Here is a 25,064-nt window from a genome sequence, read left to right as displayed (position 1 = left end):
TTATTTAAAAGCTCACGCAAAGGCGCAAAGACGCAAAGGTAGAAAGATTAGTTTTGGGTGACTGCACGTTTCAAGATTTTTTCGATTCATAAGAGACTCGTGGATACAATCATTGATGGAGCAAATACGGCTCTAGAGTTATTAATTAGTGGCGATCGCAATGTTATCGAAGTCATGACGATGACATTGCTAGTATCTGGAACAGCGACAGTTATTAGTGTGCTGCTGGGTGTACCTTTGGGGTTGTGGTTGGCTTTAGAAGATTTCTTTGGGAAACCTGTATTAAACAGTGTCGTTAACTTCGGGATGGGATTACCGCCTGTGGTGGTTGGCTTGGTGGTGAGTCTATTTTTGTGGCGTTCTGGCCCTTTGGGTGATTTGGATTTAATGTACACAACCACAGCCATGATTATCGCTCAAACTATCATTGCTTTCCCCATAGTTGCGGGTTTTAGTTTTGCCGCCATCCTAAGTATTAATCCGAAACTACGTTGGCAATTATTATCAATGGGTGCAACACCTTGGCAAGCTCATTGGTTATTAATTAAGGAAGCAAAACTTGGCTTAATAGCTGCTATTATTGCGGGTTTTGGTCGCGTCATCTCGGAAGTTGGGGCTTCAATAATGGTGGGGGGAAATATCAAAGGACAGACGCGAGTTTTAACTACAGCTATTGTGACGGAGGTAGAAAAAGGTAACTTTGATGTGGCGATGGCGATCGCGTACATTCTCCTGTTCATCACCTACAGCATTGTTGTGTCGCTGACTATTTTGCAGCACGATAAAAAGATGTTATGAGTAAATTGCATAAGTTAAGGTCGTTTGTCAATTTAGAATCCCCTCCCACAAAATCACAGGAAAATCAGGAGGAAGTCAATCAATATATCCTGAATATGCGTCAGGTGAAAGTTGATAGCAAAAGCCGGAAAAATATCCTATCAATTGATAATTTCGCTGTGCGTCCAGGGGAACTAGTCGCCGTAGTTGGCCCTAATGGTGCGGGTAAAAGCACCCTGTTAAGAACCATCAATATGTTGCAGTCCTACCGTGGGGAAATGCAATTGTTTGGACAGGATGCTCGTCAAGTTAATCAAACAGCCTTGCGTCGTCGTTCTGCATTGGTGTTTCAAGAAACATTACTGTTGGATGACACGGTATTTAATAATGTTGCCAGAGTCTTACAGTTTCGCGGTGTACCAAAGCACCAAATTAAGCATAGGGTATATACTGCGCTGGAAACATTTGGTTGCGAACATTTAGCACATCGACAAGCCCGCGCACTTTCTGGTGGAGAAGGTAAGCGAGTGTGTATTGCTTGCGGGTTGGTAGCTGATCCAGAATTACTGTTATTAGATGAGCCTTCCGCTTATTTAGATGTGGCAATTCGCCCGCAAATCATCGAAAAAATTCACCAATGGGCGGAAGCTAGAGGGGCTGCGGTGATTTTAGTCAGCCATAACTTTACAGATATCTTGAATTTTGCCGATCGCGCGATCGCTTTATTTGACGGTGGAATTATCCAAGACGATAAGTTAGAAATGCTCATCCGCCGTCCAGCTAATCAGCAACTCGCCAGACTTGTCGGTATGGATAACGTCATTCCCTGCCAAATCGAACCAGAACACCGTGGTTATTTGATTAAATTAGCTAACACTATGGAGTTTTCATATTATGGCGAAATCAATGCACCCATCACAGCCTGTTGTCTATCCAGCGATGCTTTCCATATTGATGATCTCAGTTCCACAATTCCACCACAACCAGGTGCAGTCTCTATTCAAGGCAGGGTAGAACGGATTGTGCGCGGTGTAGGAACTTATACCATCAAGGTGAAGGTGGGAGAACAAACTTTAACGGCTAGAGTTCCTCGTAATGATGTGTCAGAGAATGTTTACCATCACAGCTTGATTAAGTTGGCGTTTCATCCGAGAGATGCACATTTTGTATGAGTGGGAGTTTTTTAAACGCAGAGTTTATGTTGATGCTGTTTGAATGAGAATTGATGCCGCCTTCTTCGCCTGTGATGCAGTTGACCAACTGCCTTCCATCATTGCAACAACGATCGCACCTTGTACGAGCAACAGCAATTGTCTGGCTAATTGTTCTGGTGATGTTAGGGCTGCGGCTTGAGCGAGAGTTTTGATGTAGTGGTAAATCGCTTGTTGATGTTCTAGTGCTACTCGATACCCAGGATGGTCAGGATTAGCTAATTCTACTGAGGCGTTAATAAATGCACAACCCCGAAAATCTGGACTTTCAAACCATTCTCTTAAAGCGTCAAAGATTGCCAAAAGTTGTTTAGCAGGCTCAGAGGTTTGTTGTTCAACAGTGGTTTTTAGCCAATTACACCATTTTTCATCCTCTTGTCGCAACCAAGCTTCAATCAAAGCATCTTTTGACTTGAAATGATTGTACAGCGACATTTTTGCTACACCAGATTCCGCAATGATTCTGTCAATACCAACATTGCGAATACCCTCCCGATAAAACAAATCTGATGCTGTTTGCAAAATGCGATCGTAGACAGATTTACGTTTCGTTTTCAGTTTAGTCATCTACCTTAGCCAAATCATGCTGAACCTTCAATCTATTCGTACCGCAGTCATCCAAAAAGTTCCGTATCATTGGGCTTTAATTAGAGACTTACCCCTCTTCTGTCACTTTCCGGGTATTCTGAATAAAAGAATCAAAAGAAAAACCTCTGGAAGGTAAGCAGAGCAATGGATGTAGAACTACAAATCCTAAAGCATTTGGCGAGAGATGCTCACCCAACAGTTGCCATCATAGATGAATATTGTGCAGAGTATAAAAACTTATTTAAAGAAGTAAGGAATTATGAGTGCTTCAAATGTTTACACATGGGGATAATATCAACGATAAAAAGAAAATCATTACCGGAAATAGCAAAGGTAGTAAGTATAAATTCAGCACAGTCATTACACCATTTTTTAGCAAATTCAGATTGGTCAGTAAATAACTTAAAACAACGAAGATTAAATAAATTGAAGAAACAATTAGATGGTCGGGCAATTACATTAGTAATAGATGAAACCGGAGATAGAAAAAAAGGTAAAAAGACAGATTATGTCGCTAGACAATATTTAGGAAGCGTGGGAAAGGTAGATAATGGAATAGTTTCAGTCAACGCCTATGGAGTTTACGCTAACATAACTTTTCCCTTAATTTTCAAAGTATTTAAACCAAAAGGAACACTAAAAGAGTCAGATAAATATAAAACTAAAATAGAGTTAGCATCAGAGATAATTACAGAATTAATGGAATCAGGCTTCAATATTGAATTAGTATTGGCTGATAGTTTGTATGGTGAAAGTAGCCAATTTATTAGAAAGGTAGCTGAATACAACTTAGGTTATGTAGTATCAATCAGAAGTAATCATGGAGTCTGGTTGCCTTCAGGACAAAGCGTTAGAGCGAATACGTGGTGTAAATTTAAAAGAACATTTAGCAATCATAAATCGGAGACTAGATACATTAGGGAAATAATTTATGGAAAAAAAAGAGCCATAACTTACTGGGAAATAACTACTGATCCAGAAACCATGCCGGAAAATTCTACCTCCTTTGTGATGACGAATCTGCAAGGGAATTTGAAAAAGATTTTAGGCGACTTATATGGATTAAGAACCTGGGTAGAATATGGGTTTCGACAGTGTAAACAGGAATTAGGCTGGACAGATTACCGTTTCACTAATTTCCAACACATTGAGAGATGGTGGGAGGTTATTTTTAGCGTTTATACGATGATTAGTTTAAATTCTCCAGTCTTCTTAGGCTTTAATCAATCTCGTCAACTTGAGACTGAAGCACAAGAAAATAGTGATGTTGATTTTTCTAATCATCCGCAATGGAACCATGAATCTGGATGGAAGAATACTTTAAATAATCTGCGTCTCATTATCCAACCACTTTTACTATTTTGGTTAATTTATCCCTGGTTAAGTATTTTCCCTAATTCACATTTGTTACTGGGATTCAATCATTTAATTGCCGCAATGAATCAATTTAAACCCTGTTATACTTCTGGATGATTTAGCTTCTTTACTACTTGCTTATTCCGGAAAGTGACAGAAGAGGGTTACAGCACTTTCGAGGTAAATGAGGTACACATAGTATTGGTGCATCAAGACTTAAAATGAAAGCATACTCAATCGATTTACGAGAAAAAATAGTAAATACTTACGAAAAGGGTGGTACTTCAATAAGAAAGGTTGCTGTGCAATTTGGTGTAGCAAAAAGCTATGTGCAAAAGCTAATCCAACTTCATAGAGTGCAAGGACATCTAGAACCCAAAAAGCAAGGTGGAGCCATGAAGGGTAGGCTAGATGATTTCGCGAGCGAATTAGCCGAAATGGTTCAAATTTACCCAGATGCAACTTTATTGGAATATTGCGAATATTTTGGAGAAAAATACAACGTTTGGGTGTGTGCAAGTGTGATGTGTTGTGCATTACAAAAACAAAAATTAACTCGAAAAAAAAGACTTTGCGTAGCAGCCAAGGAAAAACAGAAAGAGTCCAAAAACTGAGAATAGAGTATTGGGAGAAAGTAAAGCAAGTAGACCCAGAAAACCTTGTATTTATAGATGAAATGGGTGTTTTACTTGGCTTAACTAGGACTCATCAAAGAAGCGAGCGCGGCACTAGAGCGTATAATTTTAAACCATATTACCGGGGAGCAAAAATAAGTGTAATCGGAGGAATTAGCTTAAAGAAAGTTTTAGCGGTGATGACTTTAAACGGCTCAATGGATGGAGATGCATATAAAGTTTTTGTAGAACATTTTTTACTTCCGCAATTATGGGTTGGTGCAGTCGTTGTAATGGATAATCTACCTGCTCATAAAGTCGAAGAGATTCAGCTTTTGATTGAAGGAGTGGGAGCAAGTGTTCTTTATCTATCTCCTTATTCTCCTGAATTCAATCCAATTGAACATTGGTGGTCACAATTAAAAGCTTTTCTGAAACAATTTTCTCCCAAGAGTGCATCTGTCGTTGATGGTTTAATTAAAATTGCGCTGAAACTAGTTGATCCAAAGCATCTAAAAAATTGGTTTACTAATTGCTGCTACTGTACCTCATGAACCTCAAATCTGCTGTATTATCAAAAGAAGTAAGTCTAGAATTAACCGCCAGTTTTCCTAAACAAGATTTTTTCCTATCCACAGGAGAAAGTTACGGCTATTACTGGGGAAAGATAATTGCTTCTAGTCAAGATATTCCTTTACTGCTCAAATTTAAAGATGATCGCTGGCGACAACGACTTGCACAAGGAAAATTAACTTCTGATTTAAAACACCTCAGTCATGTATGGCGAAATTTAATAGAAGGACTCTGGACAAATGCTTATCGTCAAGCTTTAGGAGATATGACTGGCTTAGATTTGACCGATTGTATAATGGATATTGGATTTCGTCAATATAAATCGGGACATCAACATTTTCCCCATACAGATGAACCGAATAAAGTTTTAACTCATCTACTATTTTTCAATCAAGAATGGTCAGAAAATTGGGGCGGTTGTTTGCGGATTCTGAAAGACTCTGAACCGGATTCAGCTTTTCGAGATATTTTACCTTTGAGTCATTCTTCAGTTGTGATCGTACGTTCTGATAATTCTTGGCACATGGTAACTCCGGTTACTTCTCCGATGTCTGAAAGTCGGTTAGCTTTACGAGTAGCTTTTTTTCGGAATGTTTAGTGAATACATCCTAATTATTCTCTAGGAAAAATTGATGATGAATAGCAAAGTTTATCATTTCTCAAGACTTAGACAAATTATTCCTCTGCTGTTTGTTTTGCTTGTATTTATCTCTTTTGTGATGTCGGTAAGAGAAATATTAGCAATGGATATTTACTCTGATTATTATTCGTCAAATGAATTGGAGTCTTTGGCTAAGATTGTGTTTTTGTTTCCAGAGTAGTTGATAAACGCAGAGGGGCGCGGAGAGTTTTTGAGTGAGTTTTTGTAACTTTGAAATATTTGGAGTTTTTAATTATGACTAATCCTGTGGAAGTTTTGCGATCGCGCTACGGTGAAATTCCTTTTGATGTCAATATTCCTTGGAATGACTCTATCGGAACAATATTATCTCACCGTTCAGTCCGCTCTTATTTACCTGATCCTTTACCACTAGGAATTATCGAGTTATTAGTAGCTGCGGCTCAATCTGCACCTACTTCCGCAAATTTGCAAAGCTGGAGTGTGGTAGCGGTTGAAGATGAAGAACGCAAACAAGAACTATATCGTTTTTCCAATAATCAAGCCCATGTCAAGCAAGCTCCGGTATTCTTAGTATGGTTAGCCGATTTAGGACGTTTGGCTCAAATTGCTGACAGTCGTGGACTAGCTCATGTTGCGTTAGAATACACCGAACTTTTGGTAAAAGCTATAGTTGATGCTTCCATAGCAGCGCAAAATGTGACTGTAGTAGCTGAGTCCTTGGGTTTAGGAACAGTATACATAGGTGCAATCCGCAACCATACCCAAGAAGTAGCCACATTATTGAACTTACCGCCTTTCGTCTTCCCAGTATTTGGACAGTGTTTAGGCTTTCCTAATCCTGAAGTCCAACCAGCAGTAAAACCACGTTTACCCCAGCAAGCTATATTGCATCGTGAGACTTATAAATTAGCAGAACAAGAAGATGCGATCGCTCACTACAACGATATTATGAAACAGTTCTACACCGAACAAAACATGAACGTCGCTGGTGATTGGTCAGAACACTCCGCCGAGAGAATCGCCACGCTAGACTATCTCAAAGGCTGCAAGAATTTGCATGAGACTCTCAATAACTTCGGCTTCAAGTTATTGTAAATCAATACAATAGGAAATACTCGTTTTTGAAAAGTCTTGAGCGTGGGTTTCCTGCGCTCAACTTTTCACTATGTTTTTCTGCTTTGAAATAAATCAGGTGGAATGACACTTATGTAACAATGAGTTAAGCGATCGCTAACACTAGTTGGTAAGAGAACCCCATTGTGGATTTTTAAAGAGCTAAGATGCTTCACTTTGATGTTGCTTATTATGATCGAGAATAGTCAAAATTATTTGCACATACAATTTTTGCACAAGAGATAGCTAATCTCGTTGCTAATGGGTTTGATGTTGAACCGCTCGATCTACTGGCTGAATCTATGTTTATGGAGCAGAAAAATCAGCCAAACTGGGATAGCAGAGACAATCTTTTGAATCGTGCTTTTGGCAGGTTAGATGAATTTCTTGAGTACTACGATATTGAGGGCAGAACCTTAGTTGCTAAATTCTCTCCTCAAGAGATGGAGAACCATAGAATTGAACGTATAGGTGTAGGGGCAACTTTATATGCAATGGGTATAGTCCTCGGTACACACGCGGCAGATTGGGAGAAGATCAATATAGAAAATCATAAAAACCTAGATTTTCAAGTTGCTTCTACTGGAAGCAATTTTTTAATACTTGAGTGTAAGGCTTCTGTTGTTGAAGATGTAATGGAGAAAACATCCAGTATTTCAACTCATAAGCGTCGCATTAAAGAGAAAAAAAATGAGCAGAAACCCAAACATCCTTCTGATATTCTCATTGGAGCAATTGCAGCTATACCTCGCACTCACAGTAAACCGGCAAGAATTTGGTTAGTAGATCCACCCATATCCAGACCGTTTACATCGGCAAGTCGCTTTAAAGTAGTGGCTAGATATCGGTTCTATGAGCGATTAATTCGCTTAATTGGTCGTCCTTTTCTGCTAATTGCTTTAAACACAAGAATCTACGCTTTAGAAAATATTGAGAATATTGAAGTTTTAAGTGGTTTAACTTTAGTTGATATTAACGGCGAACCGTTTAGCACTCCTACTTCTTTTCTTAATAATCGGAGTAGAACTATAGAAGGTTCAATTGTGGGGATCGTTAAGCGTGGAACAGGGCGGCTAATGTTTATTGGTATGGATATAAGTGTTATCTATGTAGTGGTGCAGCAATCACATGAGGCACTTATAAGCTGGACATCAAGCATGGTAGGTCGCCGCCAAGTTCAGATAATGGTAAATCCGAGAGATTTAGAAGAAACACGAACCGAGATAGATCCCTCAAACTGGCAAAGTGTTACTTTTGACATTACAGTTAATTCATCCGGTCTTGTGCTTGGAACAGCAAACGTGTAGGTTAGTGCGATCGCTTATGACCGTAGCACTGTTTTTCTTTGTCAGCATTGACCAAAAGAGCGATCGCATTTAATACTGTGACTGTGGAAGCGATCGCCATACTGTTTATGCAAAATGTTACTGGGATAAACTAGAAGCTAGACCTTTTCAATTTTGTGGTATGTCACTCCAAGAAATCTTACCTACCATTAATCAGCTGTCTCATCAGGATAAATTACGCTTGATTCATTTTCTTCTACTTGAGGTAGCTAGAGAAGATGGGTGTACCTTGGAGCTTAATGATGAAGAAGTAACCAAACAAGCCCTTCTCAAGCAACTTGCATCAACTCAAGCAGTTGTATGGTCTCCTCAAGCCGATTCTGCCTCGGTTCAAGCCTTATCAAACCTTTTAGCTGAGGCTCAGTCAATAGCCAATGCTTGATAGTCAACGTTTTTCATTTACAGAGCGTACTGATAGCTTGGGACGCTCTGTAATCATGCCATATCTGCCCTTGACTCTCTCGTCTGGCAACTCTTCTGTTGAGGTGATGGCATTGCTTGATACTGGTGCGAGCGTTAATGTTTTACCTTATGATCTGGGCTTGCAGTTAGGGGCTGTTTGGGATGAGCAGACTGTCAAGGTTCAGTTAAGCGGTAATTTAGGTTTCAGTGAAGCGAGGGGGTTGGTACTTTCTGGTACAGTTGCTCAGTTTTCCCCTGTCTTGTTCGTTTTTGCATGGACTCAAGTAAAAGACGCACCCATCATTCTTGGTCACATGAATTTCTTTGCAGAATTTAACGTATGTTTTTATCGACACGAGTTAGCTTTTGAAGTCCAACCTAGATCCAAAGAAGGGTAAGTTATGCAGGACAAACTTCAAGAGCAACTTACAAGTGCTGATGCTGAGGTGATTTTAGGAAGATTGCCTGAGCGAATCCGTGCAGCCTTAATTGCGCGTGCTGCTGAAATTGAATATCCAATCGAAGCCGTAGTTGAGATGGCGATCGCAAGTTTTCTTGACTCAGAGGCGTTGGGTTTTGCAGATTGTAAACCAGGGCGAGGCCAGTAACGCGATCGCCCCCATGATTCCCGAAGAGCGATCGCCTGCTTCTAAGTCCAATGAATATGTTTGGAACGAAATGCTCTTTCCCAATCGTTAGCAATTACCTCCATCATGTTAATCATACCTTCATAGCCAAAATATGGTCTATCAAGATAAGTCTCTCTGTTAGTCGGACTAAATACATCAAAAGCAATTTTAATTCCCAATTCTTCCGCCATATATTTTTCCCATGCCGAGCCAATCACAGCATCAGTATCAACCCCAGCCAATGCTTGTTTAATCTGATACCCATCAGCAGAAAATACTACACGGGGAGAAATTCCCATACTTTTTAATTCTCGCTCCAAAATTGAACGAGATTCGCGCATTCCTGAACGGAACAACAACACCTCTGGAATCATTTCCAACTCTTCAAACAGCATTCTTACCAACCCAATACCCATCGTCCCATCCGCAGACACAGCAATTCTACAGTTGCGATATCGGGGAATAATCATCAATGCACGTTTGCGAAGCGTCTCGACAACTCTATTTTCACCTTCTTTGATGAGTGGTTCTACTCTTGTTTCGTCTATTTTGAAATGCGCCGCTAAAGCCTTCAACCAGCGTGTAGTATTCTGCACACCAATTGGTAAAGGTATATCATCCAGAATTAGCGGAATATCATGGGTTTGCTGCATTTTCCGCGCAAATTTATACCCCACATCATGACTGAGAACAATATTGGCGGTTGCGTTACCCGCTTGTTCCAGTTCTTCAAAGGAAGTACCATGAGAAATTACTGTCTGTACCTTAATTCTCAAAGATTTTAAAGTCTGCTTCACCCATTCCAAGTCAGCCCACCAGGTAGGATTAACATTGGCTTGGGGTGCAATAATATTCACAATTCTGGGTTTTTTACCGCCGCGCCGCTTCTTTCTTTTGTGGATGAAAGGAAGTAAAGCTTCTAAACCCATTTCCAAGCCATCGTAAGCATTACCGCGAAAACCACCAGCCAGCAGAGGTACAAGCTTGGCGTTGATTTCTGGCTGAATATTGTTGCATAGTCCTTGAATATCTTCGCCGATAATATCTGCGGCGCAAGTACCAACGACAAACATAACTTTCGGATTAAAAGATTGATCCGCCTCTCTAATCAAACCTTTGAGTTTGTCAGATGCACCCATGACAATATCTGACTCAAACAGGCGCGTACAACCGACTTTGCGCTTAGTAAAATCCACCTCGTGGTTATCATAGCCAGCCGCCACCGTAGAGGCGCAACCTTGAGGAGAGTGAATCACAATACTGACATCTTTAATCCCCGCCACCATATTAGCAATACCTTCTAACGCACAGCCGACAATTGGGTCTTTACTGTGGTCGCAATTATCAAAGGTTAGTGGTTCTGTGTGGGAGGGTATGACATTGAGTTTCTGGAAGTTTTCACTTGTTATTCCTGTCAGCATTTTCCTGTTCTCTTCTTTGCATATAAGGTACTATCGGTTGAATTATTACTCGTTAAAACATTTTCCCCGCTTCTTCCCTGCATATACAGTGCAATCTGGCAAGTCTTGGGCTAATTTGCCGGTGAGTGATTGAGCAGATGCTAAACCTGAGTTTTTCGGGAATACCATTTGCTTTGTTAGGGAACTGCGGGGTCTAAAACCATATTCAAGGGCAGTTTTAATACACTTAGCGACCTTTAAAGCTCCGCGATAGCCAAATCTAGGACGATTTAAGATGGCGTTTAAATCCACAACGGGAATATGGGGAAAACTCAAAGAAGAACCGAAGTAAACGACAGAATCAGCATCTAAACCACCGATAAATTCTAGTAATTCATCTTCAGTTTGTTTCATTGATTCATACTTACCAAAAGCTAAAGTCCCCTTGGTAATCAGAATTTCTGGGTCTAATCCCGTTTCTAATAGATAATCTACGCTGGTTTCTCGTGCTTCTGTACTCCAAGGATGGAAGTTATAAATAACAGCACGCATCCCAAAATCACGTTCCAACATATGGGCGATAGACAAGCACTTAATAGCATCATGTCCTTCGATAATGGCTAACTTACCTTCGATATATTTCTTGGCTTCTTCAAATTCTGTTTTAATGGCTGCATATTCCCGTTCCATCAGGGCTTCTGCTTGTGCTTCCATCTTTAAATATTTTGCTGCCCCGCGCAACCATTTTTCTGTAGCACTGATACCATAGGGCAGAATTGTGGAATTTAAAGGTGTACCGAATCTATCTGACATAGCTTTACCGATGGTATAGCCCAGATCCAAACATAAGGTACAGTTAACGGCTGCGCTTGGTGCTTGTTTGAGTTCTTCTAAGGTGCAGTCCCCTGCAATCACACTGTGAACTCTTGCACCCATTCCCTTAATGAGTCGTTTCAGTTCCTTGACATCTCCTTCTACTTCCGTCCTTTCTGGCCCCATCTTCGCGCCCACAATATTGACAGAATCAGCTAGTTGTGATTGGCGTTCTGGGGTGGGCGGCTCCATGAAGTCTACAATTTGGCGAAAGACAATATCAAAGCCACTGCGATACTCTCCTGCGAAGCCTTCGCAGTGTATCGTCATGATTTCTGCGTCGATTTCACTACGGGCTTTACCCACTACTTCGTCTACACAATCGCCAATAATCCCAGACGCGCAACTAGTAGCAACAACGATCGCATCAGGATGATATTTTTGATCTACTTCCAGAATCGCACCGCGTAATTCCTTTTCCCCACCAAAAATCACCGCTTTCTCATTCATATTAGTAGTAACAACAGGTTCATAAGGAGAACCACTGTTACGGCTATTGGTGAGTTTATACGCCCGCTTCACCCCATAAGCACAACCACTAGGCCCATGAGAAATCACGATCGCATCCTTAATCCCACTTAAAATCTTAGTTGCAGTCCAAAATTTACAAGGTCGAGTATGACTACCTTGTAAAGTGGTTTTAATCTTACCTTCTTTTGCCAGTTGATACAGTTCGCTTAAATGCCCGTAAAATACAACATTTGCATCTATCTTTGTTGCCATAATTCCTCTCTCCCATATTCTATAAAAACGCCAAGAGTCCTTACGGTGAGCGCAAAGGAACGCAGAAGAGGTGATGAGAAACTCTGCGTTCCTTTGCGTTATACTTCACGTACCTCTGCGTTTAGAAATTTCTTACCAAACGTTTAAGATCCACTCACGGTCATGCTTGTATTCCATGTCTGCAAACAAGGCATTAGCGATCGCATCTCCCAACCATTCCGCACCGCGATAACCAATCACAGGGTTTTTCCACAAACCTGCACGGTCAAAGGTGGGGAAACCTACGCGTACCATTGGAATTTGATTATCGATCGCAATATACCGACCTTTGGAGTGACCCAAAATCAAATCGATATCGCCTTTTTCTTTCACGCGGCTTTCCAGTTCCCACAAGTCAGCATTCCAGATAACATCAATGTCATACTCAGCGTGGTTTGCTCTCTTAGCTAACTCAGCTAGTCTAGGGTCTTTGGAAGCAGCTTGGTTATCATCACCCAACAACAGTAATACTGGCTCTAATTCAACTTCTAAGCAGAACTCAGCCAAGCCAATTACTAAATCGGGGTCGCCGTAAATAGCTACACGCTTGTTAGCAAAGTACATATGAGCTAAATCAGCCAAGGAGTCAATCGCTTTACCCCGTTCTACTACCAAGGATTCTGGGATTGGTTTACCGGTTAGTTTCTTGATATTTTGTAGCCAGATGTCAGTGTTTTTGATCCCAATGGGTGTAGGGCCAACGATCGCAGGAACGTCAAATTGCTCTTGTAAGAACTTAGCAGCGTTACCACCTTCATACTTGCACAGAGCGATCGTTCCTACAGCATTGGCAGAACCAGCAATATCTTCAATGGTGGTATTACCAAAAGTGAAGCTGTTTCTATCTGGCATGGTGGGAGCATTGAAGGTTTCGGTATCGAGTAAGATGTTACCTTCAACGCCCATTTCGCTGAGGATGTGCTTAACTTCAGTCACATCACCAGGGTTAACCCAACCAGTAATGATGTTTAACTTACCATTGGGTTCACCTTTTTTCGCCAAGTTAGTGATCAAGGAAGTGACACCAGCATCATATCCTGTTACCTGACTACCACGGTAACTAGGAGTATGTACAGGAATCAACTTCACTTCCCGATTTGGATACTCTTTCTTTAAGAATCTGTTGACTTTGTTGATTGTACCTTCTACGTCATCCCCGATGGTTTCAGTAGAACAAGTGGTGATGATAGGAATCAAACGCACATCAGGATAGCGTGCTACTATTGTTTTCACACCTTCTTCGATCCGTGGCATACCACCAAATACCGCACTAGCTTCATGGAGTGAAGAAGATGCAATATCAAAGTTTTCTTTCAAGTGTTGAGCAAAAATCAAGCGGACAAACATACTGCAACCTTGTCCACCATGCACCAAGGGGATACAATCTTTAACACCGATGGTTGCATATTCAGCACCCGCAGGCTGACAAGTAAAGATGGGATTGATTACCCCAGCACGTTCTTTCTTACTTACAGCTAAAGTCATCTAAATTGCCTCCAGAATAGGGTGAAATGTGGGGGAAATAGAACTCAGAACCGATATTTGAATCGAATTCCGCCTAAATTTTGCAGTTCTGAGTTCTATGTTGGTTATTGTCTAAGTTCGACTGGGGAGTGAGAAAATGTTGCTGAATTACAGTAGAGAAATTAAAAAACTACTATTCAACTTTTCTATGCGAGACTCATCCCATTCAGCAACATCCCATCTTTTTAGTAGAGAGAGTGGTGCAATTCACCGTTGAGAGAACCAGAAATAGCAATACCGACTAGATTTTGCTTAACTGATTCTAGTACAGACTTAACTTGCTCCTTATCCAACTCTTTGATCCAAGGTAAGTTGCGTTTGAGTTCAGACACCAAAATCTTCGCATCTGCATAATGCAGCTTGTCAGTCAGTGTTTCCTGAACTGATCTTTCTCCTCTTAAGAGTTCTGCGGCTTTCTGGATTACACCATTGATGTTCTCTTCTCTGTCCCATGCACGGGAGTGGAATTGCCACAAACAACGTTCTTGAATGTAGGTTGTGATATTTGTCACTTTTTCATTCAAGTGTTCAATTTCTTTTGTCTTGGCAGGTGCTTTAGGCGCATCATCACGAACATCAAAAGCAGCAAGCTGCATCAAAGGAGAATAAATGGCATTGTACAAATCCCTGGCCATATTCACAGCACCCTCAAAGCCCATGTATGGCCCATTGTGATAACCGTGACCATTGACATAAGGCAAGTGCAACTTCTTAACTAACGCACCCACCCGTGGCCCAGTCAACACCACATCAGGACGAATCATCTCCAGAACTTCAAAGAACTCCAATTCATTACCATCATCAATATAGATTGTGCCTTCTTGACCTCTGGCAATCACCTTCTCAAAGTCTTCTTGGTGTCCGAACTTGGAGGACATGGATACTACTTGCATTCCTAAGTCATCTTCTAGAGCCTTTGTCCAGTGCCATAGTCTGGGGCCACCTGTCCAAATACAGACTTTTTTGCCTGTGAGTCGTTCCTTGTACCAATTCATTTTGTCTTGGTATTTGGCGACTTCTTCTGCAATTACAGCTTCGGCTCTGTCTTCAATCCCGAAGAATGCACCGATTTTCCGTAATGCTTCTTGGCAATAGTCAAAACCCCAGGTGTCTACGTCTAGACGCGGAATACCATATCTCTTTTTGAGTTCGTTGGCGATATAACCAGCCGAACGCGCACAGTTGGTAACGTTGAGTTGCGCTCTGTGCATCCCCCGCAAGGAGTCATAAGTACCATTTCCGGTGAAGTGGGCGATGATTTGAATGCCCATTTTTTCCATGTACTTCTCTAGGACGAAGGTGTCACCTTGGATGTTGTAGTCACCGATGACGTTGATGGTGTAGGGTGAGGTGATTTCTGGCTCTAGTGTGCCGACTTTTTCGTTAATCCAGGCGATGTTGAGGACGTGGTGTCCTTTGGATTGGCTCACACCTGCAAATCCAGGACATTCGACGCAGAAGATGTCTACGTCACCGAGTTCTTGCTGGGCGCTTTTGACGACGGCTTTGATGTCATCACCAATTAAGGCGGTGGCGCAGGTGGTGTAGACGATCATCCGTTTGATGTCGGGGAATTCCGCAAAGGCTTCGATGATGGATTTGCGGAGTTGTTTTTCGCCACCGAAGACGATGTGGGATTCTTTCATGTCTGATGACCAGACATATTTGAGTTGAAAGTTACCGTTGTCGCTGGGGTAGCGTTTGGTGTGCCAGGTGTCGTAGGCGCAACCGATGGGGCCGTGTATCATTTGGATGGTGTCTTTGAGTACGCCACCGATGACGAGTTTGGCGCCGCAGTAGCTACATCCACGTTCTGAGAGTGAGCCGGGGATGGTTTCGATGTTGGATAGGGGGAGAAATTGGGTGGTGTCTTCGCCTTTTTCTTTGATGTATACGTGTTTTTCTCTTTCTGGAATTGATTCGTCGCACTTTAATAGTTTTAGTGGCATTCCTTTATTCTCCTTTGCTGATTTCTTTTTCTTTCTTCTTGCTTTTAATTGTTTGCCGCCTCAAGAAGAAGTCTTTTTCTTTTCTCTTCCTAAAGGTTAACAATTCTTCTAATTGTTAAACAGTATTTTGGATGACAAAAACGAAAAAAATATAAATAAAATGCGAGCATTTTTAATTTATAAAGACAGGTCTGTATATTAATAGTTTAACAATCAATATATTGGGTAATTAAACAAAATAAAATAGACAGAATATTCTATTTACAAGACATCTATTAGAGTGGGATAAATATATTTATCGGGAAGATATTATTTTCTATAAAGCCTTGCTATATAATGGTTGCAGCAATAACTTTGCTTCCAAATATTTAGAAAATTCAGGTTTTATCAGATAGATATTATTATCTTCTAGAACCAGGATTTATTATTCTGAATCGGTATGATTGGTAATTTCAATATTTATGATGTTTAGTTATAAATCAATACAGTTCAGTTAAGGCAACAACTTAGATTTGTGTAGGTTGGGTAGAGGAACGGAAACCAACATTCACGCATACTTTGTTGGGTTACGCTATCGCTACACCCAACCTACTATTCTCTTAACTGAAGCGTATTGAGTTATAAATAACAAAACAAAAAACCAAGCAACTGAAGTTGAAGTTTAGCTTGTACGCTAACTTATTACCTGTTGCACGTTCCCTTTACTTCTCCTATATGGAGTTGAAAAATAAGCAGAGACGTTATATTTAACATCTCTACAATGCAGATATTGAAGGTGATTTAAAAGATAAATTAGCCAACTTGACTACTTAGTTATACTTCTATCTTCCTTGTTCCTGTTCATCCCATCAAAGATGTATCAAACCCATATTTGGCTAATATTTCTTGTCCATCTGGAGAGAGTATATACATAGCTAAAATAACCGCAGCACTATATGAATTGTTGATAATAGTCATACCATAATTGACGCGAATGGCTAAATTTGTAGGTAACTCTACTATTTGTAAACTCGGTGCAGCTAAATGTGCTAAACGAGCATCGGTGTAATAGCTTAAAAAAATGTCTACTTGTTGTGTTTCTTGGATGAAATAAGCAAATTTATTTTTTTCGTCGGAGATGATAGGATAATTGCTGCCTCCGACTAAATGTAAAGCTTTACTATTTAATTTTTCAAAGCTCCCGACACGAAGTTTTTCAGCTTGGTGAAAGACTGCTTGGGCATAATCTTCAAAAAGGTCTGGTTTGGGTGCTGATATACCTAAGCGAATTTGAGGTGACAACATCAAATCTAGTAAGCTATCTGAGGTAACTGTGAGATCAGATTTGACGATCGCACAAATTCTATTTCTGACAAAGTTTGCCACAGGGCTACTTTTACTAGCTTGCATTAACACACGCGGATTGCAAACATCATCTGCAATAAAGATGTCAGCCGTTTCACCTTCTAAGATGCGTTCGCGCAGCACATCTGCATAATCAAACTCCAACTTTATCGGTATCTTGTATTTTCTGGTAAAAGCTTGAGCAACTTCCGAAAGAACGCCTTTTAAGCTATTGGCAGCATACAATCTGACTAGTAGGCGATCGTTATCGTCAAACAAAACCATGTTGTTAGTTAATTGCATAGATGATTCCATAGGTTAATACCACATATTAGGTAAACAAGCTGAGAGAGATTAACTAGTGAGAATTATTGAGTGATTTGATTTTTTGTGTGGTGATTACTAAGGCAATAATTCCTAGTAATTCCAACGGTATGAATGAAAACTTCAAGCTGAGACAAAAGCATAATAGTCCTAACAATATGATTGGTAGTTGCCAGATTAGATTAAGGATTATTAACCCAATCATCCAAAAAAGTATAGCCAGTCCTAGAATAATGAATGACAGTAAAAGCATAGCGATCGCCAATTATCTATATTTGCCAAAATCAGCCCAGTTGCAATTAACATTGCCACAAGACTCAATGATTTAGAAGTAGCTCAATAAACACAACTCATAAGTTGTGAGGATCGCAAATTCCCAACTTTTAGAGAAAATAAAGGGCAGATGGAGTGTAAAATATAAACTCCATCTGCGTCATGTTATTTACCAACAAGCAGCGTAGTAGCCACAAATCAAATTTATTAGCCAGATTCTCTCAAACACTTGGTTTTATTGTGATAAAACCTCACGCAATCAAGGCGGAATATTACATTTGAGAGGTGACACAAATTAATTTCTAGTTGTTATGTAGCAAAAACTTCCAGCTTTGTATTCGCCGCACTTCACACATCACAGGTTGCAGAAGTAATTGTATAAAAATGCGGTTGATTCCAATTGAATTGATGAACTGCAAGCAGGCTAAAGTTTTCCCCATACTTCAGACTATTACCGATCCAGTAACTCTACAATACCTCCAGAAACTTGCAGAGTCAGACCATCAGTTCATCAAAGAATTAGTTAACTTACAGGATTTGACTCTACTACAACAACCAGATACTACAATGCCGTACCTGTTATAGACTTGAGTTGTTTGCTTTACGCTTTTGATTCCTTATATGTCAAGAATAACATACATCTTGCAATTTTACTTGCGCTAGAAAAATTTTTTTCGCAGTTCAGTAATTTGACATTGTTATAAGTATATTTATTCATCTATAAAACACTGAGCAATTCTGCACAAATCTTGTCTCTTGAAACTTAGTGTAGGATGTGAAGGTGTAATAATTTTAACTTGTATTTCATTTCACAACTTGCACCTTTTAGCTAATCTTTAGCTGTGGAAGTTATTGCAAGCATCGCAGCACTTATTAGTGAAATAATTCCATATTTATTAATAGAAATAGACAGACTATTCTATCTAAAATCAGCAACATTAATAATTTGATTTTGGGCTTGGTCAGAAATATCTTATTTGAGGAATTGATGATATTTCATAACTCAAAAAATAAAAGTATGGTGCAATTATGAGCTTTGAGTTTTTCTGAGTGTGAACTAGTTGTAATCACAAATACCGTTTGTCAAAAATTTGATTAGCGCAAGTAAATTGGCAAGATGTATGATATTCTTGATTTAGGGGAATCTCAACCGTCAAATTACAACTCCTCATGTGCTTGCCAATTGAACATCAGCCCAGCCTAGTCATTAATTAGTGAAGGCTCAACGTTAATCGAAAAGGAGCAAAGCCGTCAAAGAATCGGTTTTTCGTTTGGCGAAGCTGTTTCTAAATGTCAAGCTGGACTGATTTTTCTATACATTACTTTTCTAGAAGAAATTAGTTTTCATCTGACTGTGATAAAGCAGGAATTTTGCATCTACTTGCTGTAGTTGTGAAAGTTTTGGCATTTTTGGTCACAAGATTACAGTTAATTTTTAAGTCTACAATGCAAAATTTAACTTGGTACAACGGAGAGATAAAACCTCATGAAAATGGATGTGAATCTATGCAACAATCTCAAATCAATTAGAACTCGCTTGGGTATGAGTCAGCAAGATTTGGCTGATATGGCTGGCGTAAGTCGTCAGAGTATTAGTGGTGTGGAATCAGGCGAACACGCTCCTTCTGTGGGGATGTCTCTGCGTTTAGCCAAGGCGCTGGGTTGCAAAGTGGAGGATTTATTTTGGTTTGAGGAAGAATTAGCAGATAATTTTGAACAGACAATCACGGACTCATCGGTTGGCGTGGAAGTTGGGAGCTTATCAGTCAACATTACAGTAAACGGAGTTGGCGATCGCGCAGACAATGAAGCGTTGTCAGAAATTGTGATGACATTGAAGCATATTTATGATATGCGAACTGGGATTGTACAAAACGGCTGCTGGAACTGTCTTGGTTATTTACTAAAGCTGTCAACTGGTCAGTTACCCCTAGAAAAGTGAAAGATATCTTTATTTGTTCAGTTTTGGTAGGGGCGATCGCAATTTTTTTACCCCTAAACTTAAGTAGACTTGCACAGATTGACGCGATCGCTCACTATATTACTTCAAGTTTTAGACGATTTTCAAAAATCAGGTGCTAATAGCATTGGATAATGCAATATATGTTTCGACTGCTGCGGGAAAATTTCATTCACAATATTGAAAGAAAGCTTTTAGCATTGGGTTTACTATGCGACTGATATTAGTTGAGGATGAAGCAGATTTAGGTGCAGCAATCAAACAAGTTCTCAGCCATGAGGCTTATGTAGTAGATTGGTTTCTCGATGGTACTCAAGCATGGCAATATCTCAAAAACGGCTCGACTGAGTACACATTAGCGATTTTTGATTGGATGTTGCCAGGAGTTTCTGGGATAGACTTGTGCAAGTGGTTACGCGCTCACCAATTAATTCTACCTGTGTTGATGCTTACTGCTAAAGACCGGATGGAAGAAAAAATTATTGGTCTAGATAGCGGTGCAGATGATTATTTAATTAAACCCTTTGATATGGCAGAATTGCTGGCAAGATTGCGAGCCTTACAAAGGCGGGCTTCTTACACAGGAGTAACGGTTACACCCCAAGTCCAACCCCGACGTTTACAAGTAGGTTGCCTGACACTTAATTACAACACTCATGAACTGACTCGCCAGTATACTAACGGTGAAAAGCAAGTATTAACTTTAACTATTAAGGAATTTCAATTGTTAGAATTTTTTATGCGACATCCCAACCAAATTATTAACCGCGACCAAATTATTAATCAACTTTGGGAAATTGGGGCAGCACCACTCAGTAATGTCGTAGCAGCACAAATTCGGTTATTGAGACGTAAATTAGGAGAAGAAGACAGCGAAGCTTTGATAGAAACTATTTATGGTGTAGGCTATCGTCTCAATATTCAGACTACAGAAATAGGCAGTTAATTTCTATGAAACGTAATCCTATTTTCTACCAGACTCGATTGAGATTAGCAGCTTGGTATACCCTGGTCATGGGTAGTATTTTAGGCCTATCTGGTTTAGGAGTTTATACTGTGGTTGCCCATACTTATTATGAAACTATAGACCAGGGATTACAATCAGTAGCAAAGGCACTGCGTAAAAGTATTGAACCTGCTTGGCAACAACCTGGACACTTACAACAACTTGCTAAAGAACTTTCCTTAGAATTATGTATAGCTTCTAAAAACTGTTGGACTAAAACAAATATTATTCAACAACCAATAAATGAAGTAGGTAATCAGGTTAATTACTATGTACGCTTATTGGATAGTTCAGAAAAAGTATTTGCAAGTACAGGTATACAATTTGATAACTTACAACCTACCTTGTCGTCACAACGCTGGCAAATCATCACTGATGCTTTTGGTACACGATACCGTCAAATCACTTTACCTTTGTATACTCAAAACCAAATTTCAGGTTATCTGCAAGTAGCACGTAGCATCACTGATTTAGAGCAACATATTGCTGATTTGAGATTAACTTTGATTTTGGGATTACCAATTTCGATGAGCTTTGTAGCTTTGTCTAGCTGGTGGTTAGCAGACAGGGCAATGCAACCTGTGTATCGTTCCTATCAACAGATGCAACAATTTACTGCTGATGCTGCCCACGAGTTCCGCACACCTTTAGCAGCAATGCACTCTACTATTGAGGCTGCTATCAAGTTACAGCCAGAACTCAAATCAAATCATGGAACTTTAGATGTTCTCAAACGGCAAAATCATCGCTTATCACAATTAGTTGGTGATTTGTTGTTGTTGACAAGGATAGATCAAAAACAAATAACAGCAGAAAATCAGCTTTGCTGTTTAAATGATTTAATTAGCGATTTAATTGAGGAGTTAGCATTTTTAGCAGTAGAAAATCAAGTAAATCTCTCTGGACAGATGCAGGTGACAAAAAAAGTTTATGTTCAGGGAAATGAAGAACAGCTTTATCGTTTAATTTCTAATTTAATTATCAATGCAATTCAAGCAACACCTAGTGGGGGAAAAGTCACCATTTTTTTAGAAGTTAATGAGCTTTACGCCATTATTAAGGTTCAAGATACAGGAATTGGTATTGCACTCGAACATCAACAGCGAATTTTTGATCGGTTCTATCGAGTGGATCGCGATCGCTCTCGTAGTTCTGGTGGTTCTGGTTTGGGTTTAGCCATTGCTTTAGCGATCGTCCAAGCACACAAAGGCAATATTTACGTTCAAAGTCAATCTGGTTTGGGTAGTACATTTATAGTCCGACTGCCTCTATAACCTTGTTTTGTTAATTGCGTGATTAGTATGGCAGGGGACAGGTGACAGGGTTAAAAGTCTTTTTCTGTCTACGTTTTATCATTTGCTGATGTCCTAGCTGTCTTGCCTATTGCTATATAATAAATTGTAAATTTTTGCATTGGTAGCTTATTGCAGACATCGCTTCCACAAATAATTAATAAATAAAAGGTCACGCTATTAACGTAACCTTGGTTTGCTGAACTATTTCAAATGTGCTAGATAACTAGCAAATAATTTATTTTGTGGAAACCTTTAAACAATCACAAAATTGCTGACATTCAGTGCAGGCGCACCAGATAGTTGTGCAAGTTGCACCTGTCTAAATCCACCAGCACTACCATCTTGGTCAAAATACAACGCGCCAGTAGTGTTGTTATAGATAAATCGCTGATCACTACTTGTTGCAGATGTTCCCAAAGTAAACTGACTAATCGAAAGCGAACCAGCTAACAACCCACCACCAAAACCAACCGCAGATATCTGAATAATGTCATTACTGATGCTGAAGTCAGTAATCGTATCAATTCCTTCATTAAAACCATTAAAGACAAAGGTATCTGCACCGCTACCGCCTGTGATCAGGTCATTACCTGCGCCACCAATGAGAACATCATTACCATTACCACCAATCAAGGTATCATTACCAGTACCGCCATCTAGGGTGTTATTTCCTAAAGCACCCTCCGCCGAAAGATAATCACTACCACTGCCACCATTCAGTTCATTAGTGCCACTAGAATTCTGCACAGTCAATATGTCGCTACCATTGCCTCCATTGAGGGTGTTATTTCCAGAAGAACTAATAGCAGCAAGATAGTCATTACCATTGTCACCACTCAGTATATTAGTGCCACTGGAACCATCCACAATTAATGTATCGTTACCATTTCTACCAATAAGGGTATTATTCCCAGATGAATCAACAGCGGAGAGAACATCATCAGCATTATCACCATTCAGCTGGTTATCACCTGTGGAATCATCGACGATTAATGTGTTACTGCCAGCACCACCATTGAGGGTGTTATTTCCAGACGAACCAACCGCAGAAAGATAATCATCATTACTGCCGCCATCCAGCAAGTTATCACCTGTGGAATAATCCACAATTAATGTATCATCACCAGCACCACCAATGAGGGTGTTCATACCTGAAGTAGCAATAGCATAAAGCTCATCATTACCGTTGTAACCATTCAGTAAGTTATTGCCTGTTGAATCATCTACAATTAGTCTGTCGTCACCAACTCCACCATCCAGGGTATTATCACCAGAAGTACCAATAGCGGAAAGTACATCATTACCTGCACCACCATTGATCCGATCATTGCCACCACTACCACCGGAGAGTGTATCGTTGCCATTGCTGCCGACAATGTTATCACTGTAGTCTGTGCCAATGATATTTAGACTTTCAATGTTGGTGTAGCCAACCCGATTGATACCTGCGGTAATTCTGCCAGTGTTTGTCGCACTATTAAAGGTTGAAGATATTGGTGCATCAGCATCACTGTAATCAACAGACAGATAATCTTCCCCATCTCCGCCATCGACTGTTTGAGTCGCTATGGTGGTGGGACTTGGTTGTTGCGGCACAATGTTGCTGATGTAGAAAAAGTCATCCCCTGCGCCACCATAGATGCTGTTATTTCCGGCGACACGTTCGGCATAAATCTCATCATTCCCATCACCACCGTCCACTAGGTTATTGCCTGTGGAGGTACTGATATCAATTATGTCATCGCCTTCACCTCCACTGATGGTGTTATTCCCAGTTGTAAAAGCAGCTAGTATGACATCATTTCCACCTTCACCTACGATGTTGTTGTCTCCATCACTGACATCAATACTGTCATCTAAACGTGCATTACTAATGGTGATGAAATCATCGAACTCTGTACCAATAATGTTCAGGCGTTCGATGTTGCTGTAACTCACCTCATTGCTTCCAGCTGTGATGCTGCCAGTGTTTGTCGCACTATTAAAGGTTGAAGATATTGGTGCATCAGCATCACTGTAATCAACAGACAGATAATCTTCCCCATCTCCGCCATCGACTGTTTGAGTCGCTATGGTGGTGGGACTTGGTTGTTGCGGCACAATGTTGCTGATGTAGAAAAAGTCATCCCCTGCGCCACCATAGATGCTGTTATTTCCGGCGACACGTTCGGCATAAATCTCATCATTCCCATCACCACCGTCCACTAGGTTATTGCCTGTGGAGGTACTGATATCAATTATGTCATCGCCTTCACCTCCACTGATGGTGTTATTCCCAGTTGTAAAAGCAGCTAGTATGACATCATTTCCACCTTCACCTACGATGTTGTTGTCTCCATCACTGACATCAATACTGTCATCTAAACGTGCATTACTAATGGTGATGAAATCATCGAACTCTGTACCAATAATGTTCAGGCGTTCGATGTTGCTGTAACTCACCTCATTGCTTCCGGCTGTGATGCTGCCAGTGTTTGTCGCACTATTAAAGGTTGAAGATATTGGTGCATCAGCATCACTGTAATCAACAGACAGATAATCTTCCCCATCTCCGCCATCGACTGTTTGAGTCGCTATGGTGGCAGGACTTGGTTGTTGTGGCACAATGTTGCTGATGTAGAAAAAGTCATCCCCTGCGCCACCATAGAGGCTGTTATTTCCGGCGACACGTTCGGCATAAATCTCATCATTCCCCTCACCACCGTCCACTAGGTTATTGCCTGTGGAGGTACTGATATCAATTATGTCATCTCCGTCTCCGCCACTCAGAACGTTATTTCCAACGGAAAAGATAGCTAGTAGGGTGTCATTATCATCACCACCTTCTAAAAGGTTATTTCCAGAAGAACGGGTAATATCTAAAAAATCATCTCCTGTGCCACCTGTGAGGATACTGTTCCCGGTGGAACTGGCAACAGCAGTGGCAGCATTGAGGCTATCATTTCCAGCACCACCATCTAAAATATCGTTGCCACCATTGCCCAACAGGGTATCATTCCCTGCAAAACCTCTGATAATATCATCGCCAGTTGTGCCAATGAGGTTATCATTACCGTTTGTACCATTAATATTCACCATAACTTTTACCTAAATAAATCGATGATTTACCTGAAAATTCTGTGTAATACGAGAAAGGAGAGGTGA

Annotated in this window: 22 protein-coding genes and 1 pseudogene; 16 read left to right on the top strand and 7 right to left on the bottom strand. The window is 40.4% G+C overall.

Features of this window, described 5'->3' with window-relative positions:
- Window positions 1-99: 99 nt before the first annotated feature.
- Complete coding sequence (locus tag ACMX3D_RS29805; protein WP_482749363.1) at window positions 100-798, top strand: ABC transporter permease; 699 nt, start codon at window positions 100-102, stop codon at window positions 796-798.
- On the top strand, window positions 795-1,949 hold the full coding sequence (locus ACMX3D_RS29800) for an ABC transporter ATP-binding protein (protein ID WP_482749362.1): 1,155 nt from the start codon (window positions 795-797) through the stop codon (window positions 1,947-1,949). The genes ACMX3D_RS29805 and ACMX3D_RS29800 overlap by 4 nt, the downstream gene beginning before the upstream one ends.
- A gap of 24 nt (window positions 1,950-1,973) precedes the next feature.
- Here ACMX3D_RS29800 and ACMX3D_RS29795 read toward each other — a convergent pair whose 3' ends face one another.
- A complete protein-coding gene (locus tag ACMX3D_RS29795) occupies window positions 1,974-2,555 on the bottom strand; it encodes a TetR/AcrR family transcriptional regulator (protein WP_482749361.1) in 582 nt (193 codons plus the stop codon).
- Window positions 2,556-2,720: 165 nt separating this feature from the next.
- Here ACMX3D_RS29795 and ACMX3D_RS29790 point away from each other — a divergent pair, with 165 nt between their 5' ends.
- From ACMX3D_RS29790 to ACMX3D_RS29750, 9 genes are all read left to right on the top strand, one after another.
- On the top strand, window positions 2,721-4,049 hold the full coding sequence (locus ACMX3D_RS29790; protein ID WP_482749360.1) for an IS701 family transposase: 1,329 nt from the start codon (window positions 2,721-2,723) through the stop codon (window positions 4,047-4,049).
- A gap of 104 nt (window positions 4,050-4,153) precedes the next feature.
- Entirely contained in the window at window positions 4,154-4,546 is a 393-nt protein-coding gene (locus ACMX3D_RS29785) for a helix-turn-helix domain-containing protein (protein ID WP_482747409.1), read from the top strand.
- Window positions 4,504-5,100 (top strand): transposase, encoded by a 597-nt coding sequence (locus ACMX3D_RS29780; RefSeq protein ID WP_482747408.1) that lies wholly within the window; start codon window positions 4,504-4,506, stop codon window positions 5,098-5,100. Before ACMX3D_RS29785 ends, ACMX3D_RS29780 begins: the two co-directional genes overlap by 43 nt.
- On the top strand, window positions 5,097-5,717 hold the full coding sequence (locus ACMX3D_RS29775) for a 2OG-Fe(II) oxygenase (RefSeq protein ID WP_482749359.1): 621 nt from the start codon (window positions 5,097-5,099) through the stop codon (window positions 5,715-5,717). Before ACMX3D_RS29780 ends, ACMX3D_RS29775 begins: the two co-directional genes overlap by 4 nt.
- Window positions 5,718-6,014: 297 nt before the next feature.
- On the top strand, window positions 6,015-6,836 hold the full coding sequence (locus tag ACMX3D_RS29770) for an NADPH-dependent oxidoreductase (protein WP_482749358.1): 822 nt from the start codon (window positions 6,015-6,017) through the stop codon (window positions 6,834-6,836).
- A gap of 326 nt (window positions 6,837-7,162) precedes the next feature.
- A complete protein-coding gene (locus ACMX3D_RS29765) occupies window positions 7,163-8,161 on the top strand; it encodes a hypothetical protein (protein ID WP_482749357.1) in 999 nt (332 codons plus the stop codon).
- Between the two features lie 160 nt (window positions 8,162-8,321).
- On the top strand, window positions 8,322-8,582 hold the full coding sequence (locus ACMX3D_RS29760) for a hypothetical protein (RefSeq protein WP_482749356.1): 261 nt from the start codon (window positions 8,322-8,324) through the stop codon (window positions 8,580-8,582).
- Window positions 8,575-9,000, top strand: coding sequence for a pepsin/retropepsin-like aspartic protease family protein (locus ACMX3D_RS29755; RefSeq protein WP_482749355.1), 426 nt, complete (start codon window positions 8,575-8,577; stop codon window positions 8,998-9,000). The genes ACMX3D_RS29760 and ACMX3D_RS29755 overlap by 8 nt, the downstream gene beginning before the upstream one ends.
- A 3-nt stretch (window positions 9,001-9,003) precedes the next feature.
- Entirely contained in the window at window positions 9,004-9,210 is a 207-nt protein-coding gene (locus ACMX3D_RS29750) for a hypothetical protein (RefSeq protein ID WP_482749354.1), read from the top strand.
- 41 nt (window positions 9,211-9,251) lie between these two features.
- Here ACMX3D_RS29750 and ACMX3D_RS29745 read toward each other — a convergent pair whose 3' ends face one another.
- The 5 genes from ACMX3D_RS29745 to ACMX3D_RS29725 form a co-directional block, all read right to left on the bottom strand.
- Window positions 9,252-10,652: a nitrogenase component 1 gene (locus tag ACMX3D_RS29745; RefSeq protein ID WP_482749353.1), complete on the bottom strand. Its 1,401-nt coding sequence runs from the start codon at window positions 10,650-10,652 to the stop codon at window positions 9,252-9,254.
- A gap of 45 nt (window positions 10,653-10,697) precedes the next feature.
- A complete protein-coding gene (locus tag ACMX3D_RS29740) occupies window positions 10,698-12,227 on the bottom strand; it encodes a nitrogenase component 1 (RefSeq protein ID WP_482749352.1) in 1,530 nt (509 codons plus the stop codon).
- Window positions 12,228-12,359: 132 nt separating this feature from the next.
- Entirely contained in the window at window positions 12,360-13,751 is a 1,392-nt protein-coding gene (gene vnfK / locus ACMX3D_RS29735; protein ID WP_482749351.1) for a V-containing nitrogenase subunit beta, read from the bottom strand.
- A 224-nt stretch (window positions 13,752-13,975) separates the two neighbouring features.
- The gene (vnfD, locus tag ACMX3D_RS29730) at window positions 13,976-15,739 is read right to left on the bottom strand and encodes a nitrogenase vanadium-iron protein, alpha chain (RefSeq protein ID WP_482749350.1); all 1,764 of its coding nucleotides are present in this window, start codon (window positions 15,737-15,739) and stop codon (window positions 13,976-13,978) included.
- 840 nt (window positions 15,740-16,579) lie between these two features.
- Window positions 16,580-17,377: a molybdate ABC transporter substrate-binding protein gene (locus tag ACMX3D_RS29725; RefSeq protein WP_482749349.1), complete on the bottom strand. Its 798-nt coding sequence runs from the start codon at window positions 17,375-17,377 to the stop codon at window positions 16,580-16,582.
- A gap of 56 nt (window positions 17,378-17,433) precedes the next feature.
- Between ACMX3D_RS29725 and ACMX3D_RS29720 the strand changes: the two genes are divergently transcribed.
- The 5 genes and pseudogenes from ACMX3D_RS29720 to rppB all read left to right on the top strand — a co-directional run bounded on the left by ACMX3D_RS29720 (window position 17,434) and on the right by rppB (window position 21,899).
- The gene (locus ACMX3D_RS29720) at window positions 17,434-17,715 is read left to right on the top strand and encodes a hypothetical protein (protein ID WP_482749348.1); all 282 of its coding nucleotides are present in this window, start codon (window positions 17,434-17,436) and stop codon (window positions 17,713-17,715) included.
- 328 nt (window positions 17,716-18,043) lie between these two features.
- Entirely contained in the window at window positions 18,044-18,244 is a 201-nt protein-coding gene (locus ACMX3D_RS29715; RefSeq protein ID WP_482749347.1) for a hypothetical protein, read from the top strand.
- Window positions 18,245-19,145: 901 nt separating this feature from the next.
- Window positions 19,146-19,367: pseudogene (locus ACMX3D_RS29710) on the top strand (helix-turn-helix transcriptional regulator); the annotation flags it as partial.
- 463 nt (window positions 19,368-19,830) lie between these two features.
- Entirely contained in the window at window positions 19,831-20,565 is a 735-nt protein-coding gene (rppA, locus tag ACMX3D_RS29705) for a two-component system response regulator RppA (RefSeq protein ID WP_482749346.1), read from the top strand.
- 5 nt (window positions 20,566-20,570) lie between these two features.
- Window positions 20,571-21,899: a two-component system sensor histidine kinase RppB gene (gene rppB / locus ACMX3D_RS29700; protein ID WP_482749345.1), complete on the top strand. Its 1,329-nt coding sequence runs from the start codon at window positions 20,571-20,573 to the stop codon at window positions 21,897-21,899.
- A 273-nt stretch (window positions 21,900-22,172) separates the two neighbouring features.
- On the opposite strand, the gene ACMX3D_RS29695 is transcribed toward rppB, so the two are convergent.
- Window positions 22,173-24,998 carry a beta strand repeat-containing protein gene (locus ACMX3D_RS29695; protein WP_482749344.1) on the bottom strand — a complete coding sequence of 942 codons (2,826 nt, stop codon included), beginning with the start codon at window positions 24,996-24,998 and terminating at the stop codon, window positions 22,173-22,175.
- Window positions 24,999-25,064 lie beyond the last annotated feature (66 nt).

The sequence above is a fragment of the Anabaena sp. TISTR 8404 genome, from assembly GCF_056847745.1.
This window is presented reverse-complemented; position numbering and strand designations above follow the sequence as displayed.

Coding starts and splice junctions, on each gene's coding strand:
- ACMX3D_RS29800 (WP_482749362.1), top strand. CDS start 795: ATGAGTAAATTGCATAAGTTAAGGTCGTTTGTCAATTTAGAATCCCCT.
- ACMX3D_RS29795 (WP_482749361.1), bottom strand. CDS start 2,555: ATGACTAAACTGAAAACGAAACGTAAATCTGTCTACGATCGCATTTTG.
- ACMX3D_RS29790 (WP_482749360.1), top strand. CDS start 2,721: ATGGATGTAGAACTACAAATCCTAAAGCATTTGGCGAGAGATGCTCAC.
- ACMX3D_RS29785 (WP_482747409.1), top strand. CDS start 4,154: ATGAAAGCATACTCAATCGATTTACGAGAAAAAATAGTAAATACTTAC.
- ACMX3D_RS29775 (WP_482749359.1), top strand. CDS start 5,097: ATGAACCTCAAATCTGCTGTATTATCAAAAGAAGTAAGTCTAGAATTA.
- ACMX3D_RS29770 (WP_482749358.1), top strand. CDS start 6,015: ATGACTAATCCTGTGGAAGTTTTGCGATCGCGCTACGGTGAAATTCCT.
- ACMX3D_RS29765 (WP_482749357.1), top strand. CDS start 7,163: ATGGAGCAGAAAAATCAGCCAAACTGGGATAGCAGAGACAATCTTTTG.
- ACMX3D_RS29760 (WP_482749356.1), top strand. CDS start 8,322: ATGTCACTCCAAGAAATCTTACCTACCATTAATCAGCTGTCTCATCAG.
- ACMX3D_RS29755 (WP_482749355.1), top strand. CDS start 8,575: ATGCTTGATAGTCAACGTTTTTCATTTACAGAGCGTACTGATAGCTTG.
- ACMX3D_RS29750 (WP_482749354.1), top strand. CDS start 9,004: ATGCAGGACAAACTTCAAGAGCAACTTACAAGTGCTGATGCTGAGGTG.
- ACMX3D_RS29745 (WP_482749353.1), bottom strand. CDS start 10,652: ATGCTGACAGGAATAACAAGTGAAAACTTCCAGAAACTCAATGTCATA.
- ACMX3D_RS29740 (WP_482749352.1), bottom strand. CDS start 12,227: ATGGCAACAAAGATAGATGCAAATGTTGTATTTTACGGGCATTTAAGC.
- vnfK (WP_482749351.1), bottom strand. CDS start 13,751: ATGACTTTAGCTGTAAGTAAGAAAGAACGTGCTGGGGTAATCAATCCC.
- vnfD (WP_482749350.1), bottom strand. CDS start 15,739: ATGCCACTAAAACTATTAAAGTGCGACGAATCAATTCCAGAAAGAGAA.
- ACMX3D_RS29725 (WP_482749349.1), bottom strand. CDS start 17,377: ATGGAATCATCTATGCAATTAACTAACAACATGGTTTTGTTTGACGAT.
- ACMX3D_RS29715 (WP_482749347.1), top strand. CDS start 18,044: ATGCGGTTGATTCCAATTGAATTGATGAACTGCAAGCAGGCTAAAGTT.
- rppA (WP_482749346.1), top strand. CDS start 19,831: ATGCGACTGATATTAGTTGAGGATGAAGCAGATTTAGGTGCAGCAATC.
- rppB (WP_482749345.1), top strand. CDS start 20,571: ATGAAACGTAATCCTATTTTCTACCAGACTCGATTGAGATTAGCAGCT.
- ACMX3D_RS29695 (WP_482749344.1), bottom strand. CDS start 24,998: ATGGTGAATATTAATGGTACAAACGGTAATGATAACCTCATTGGCACA.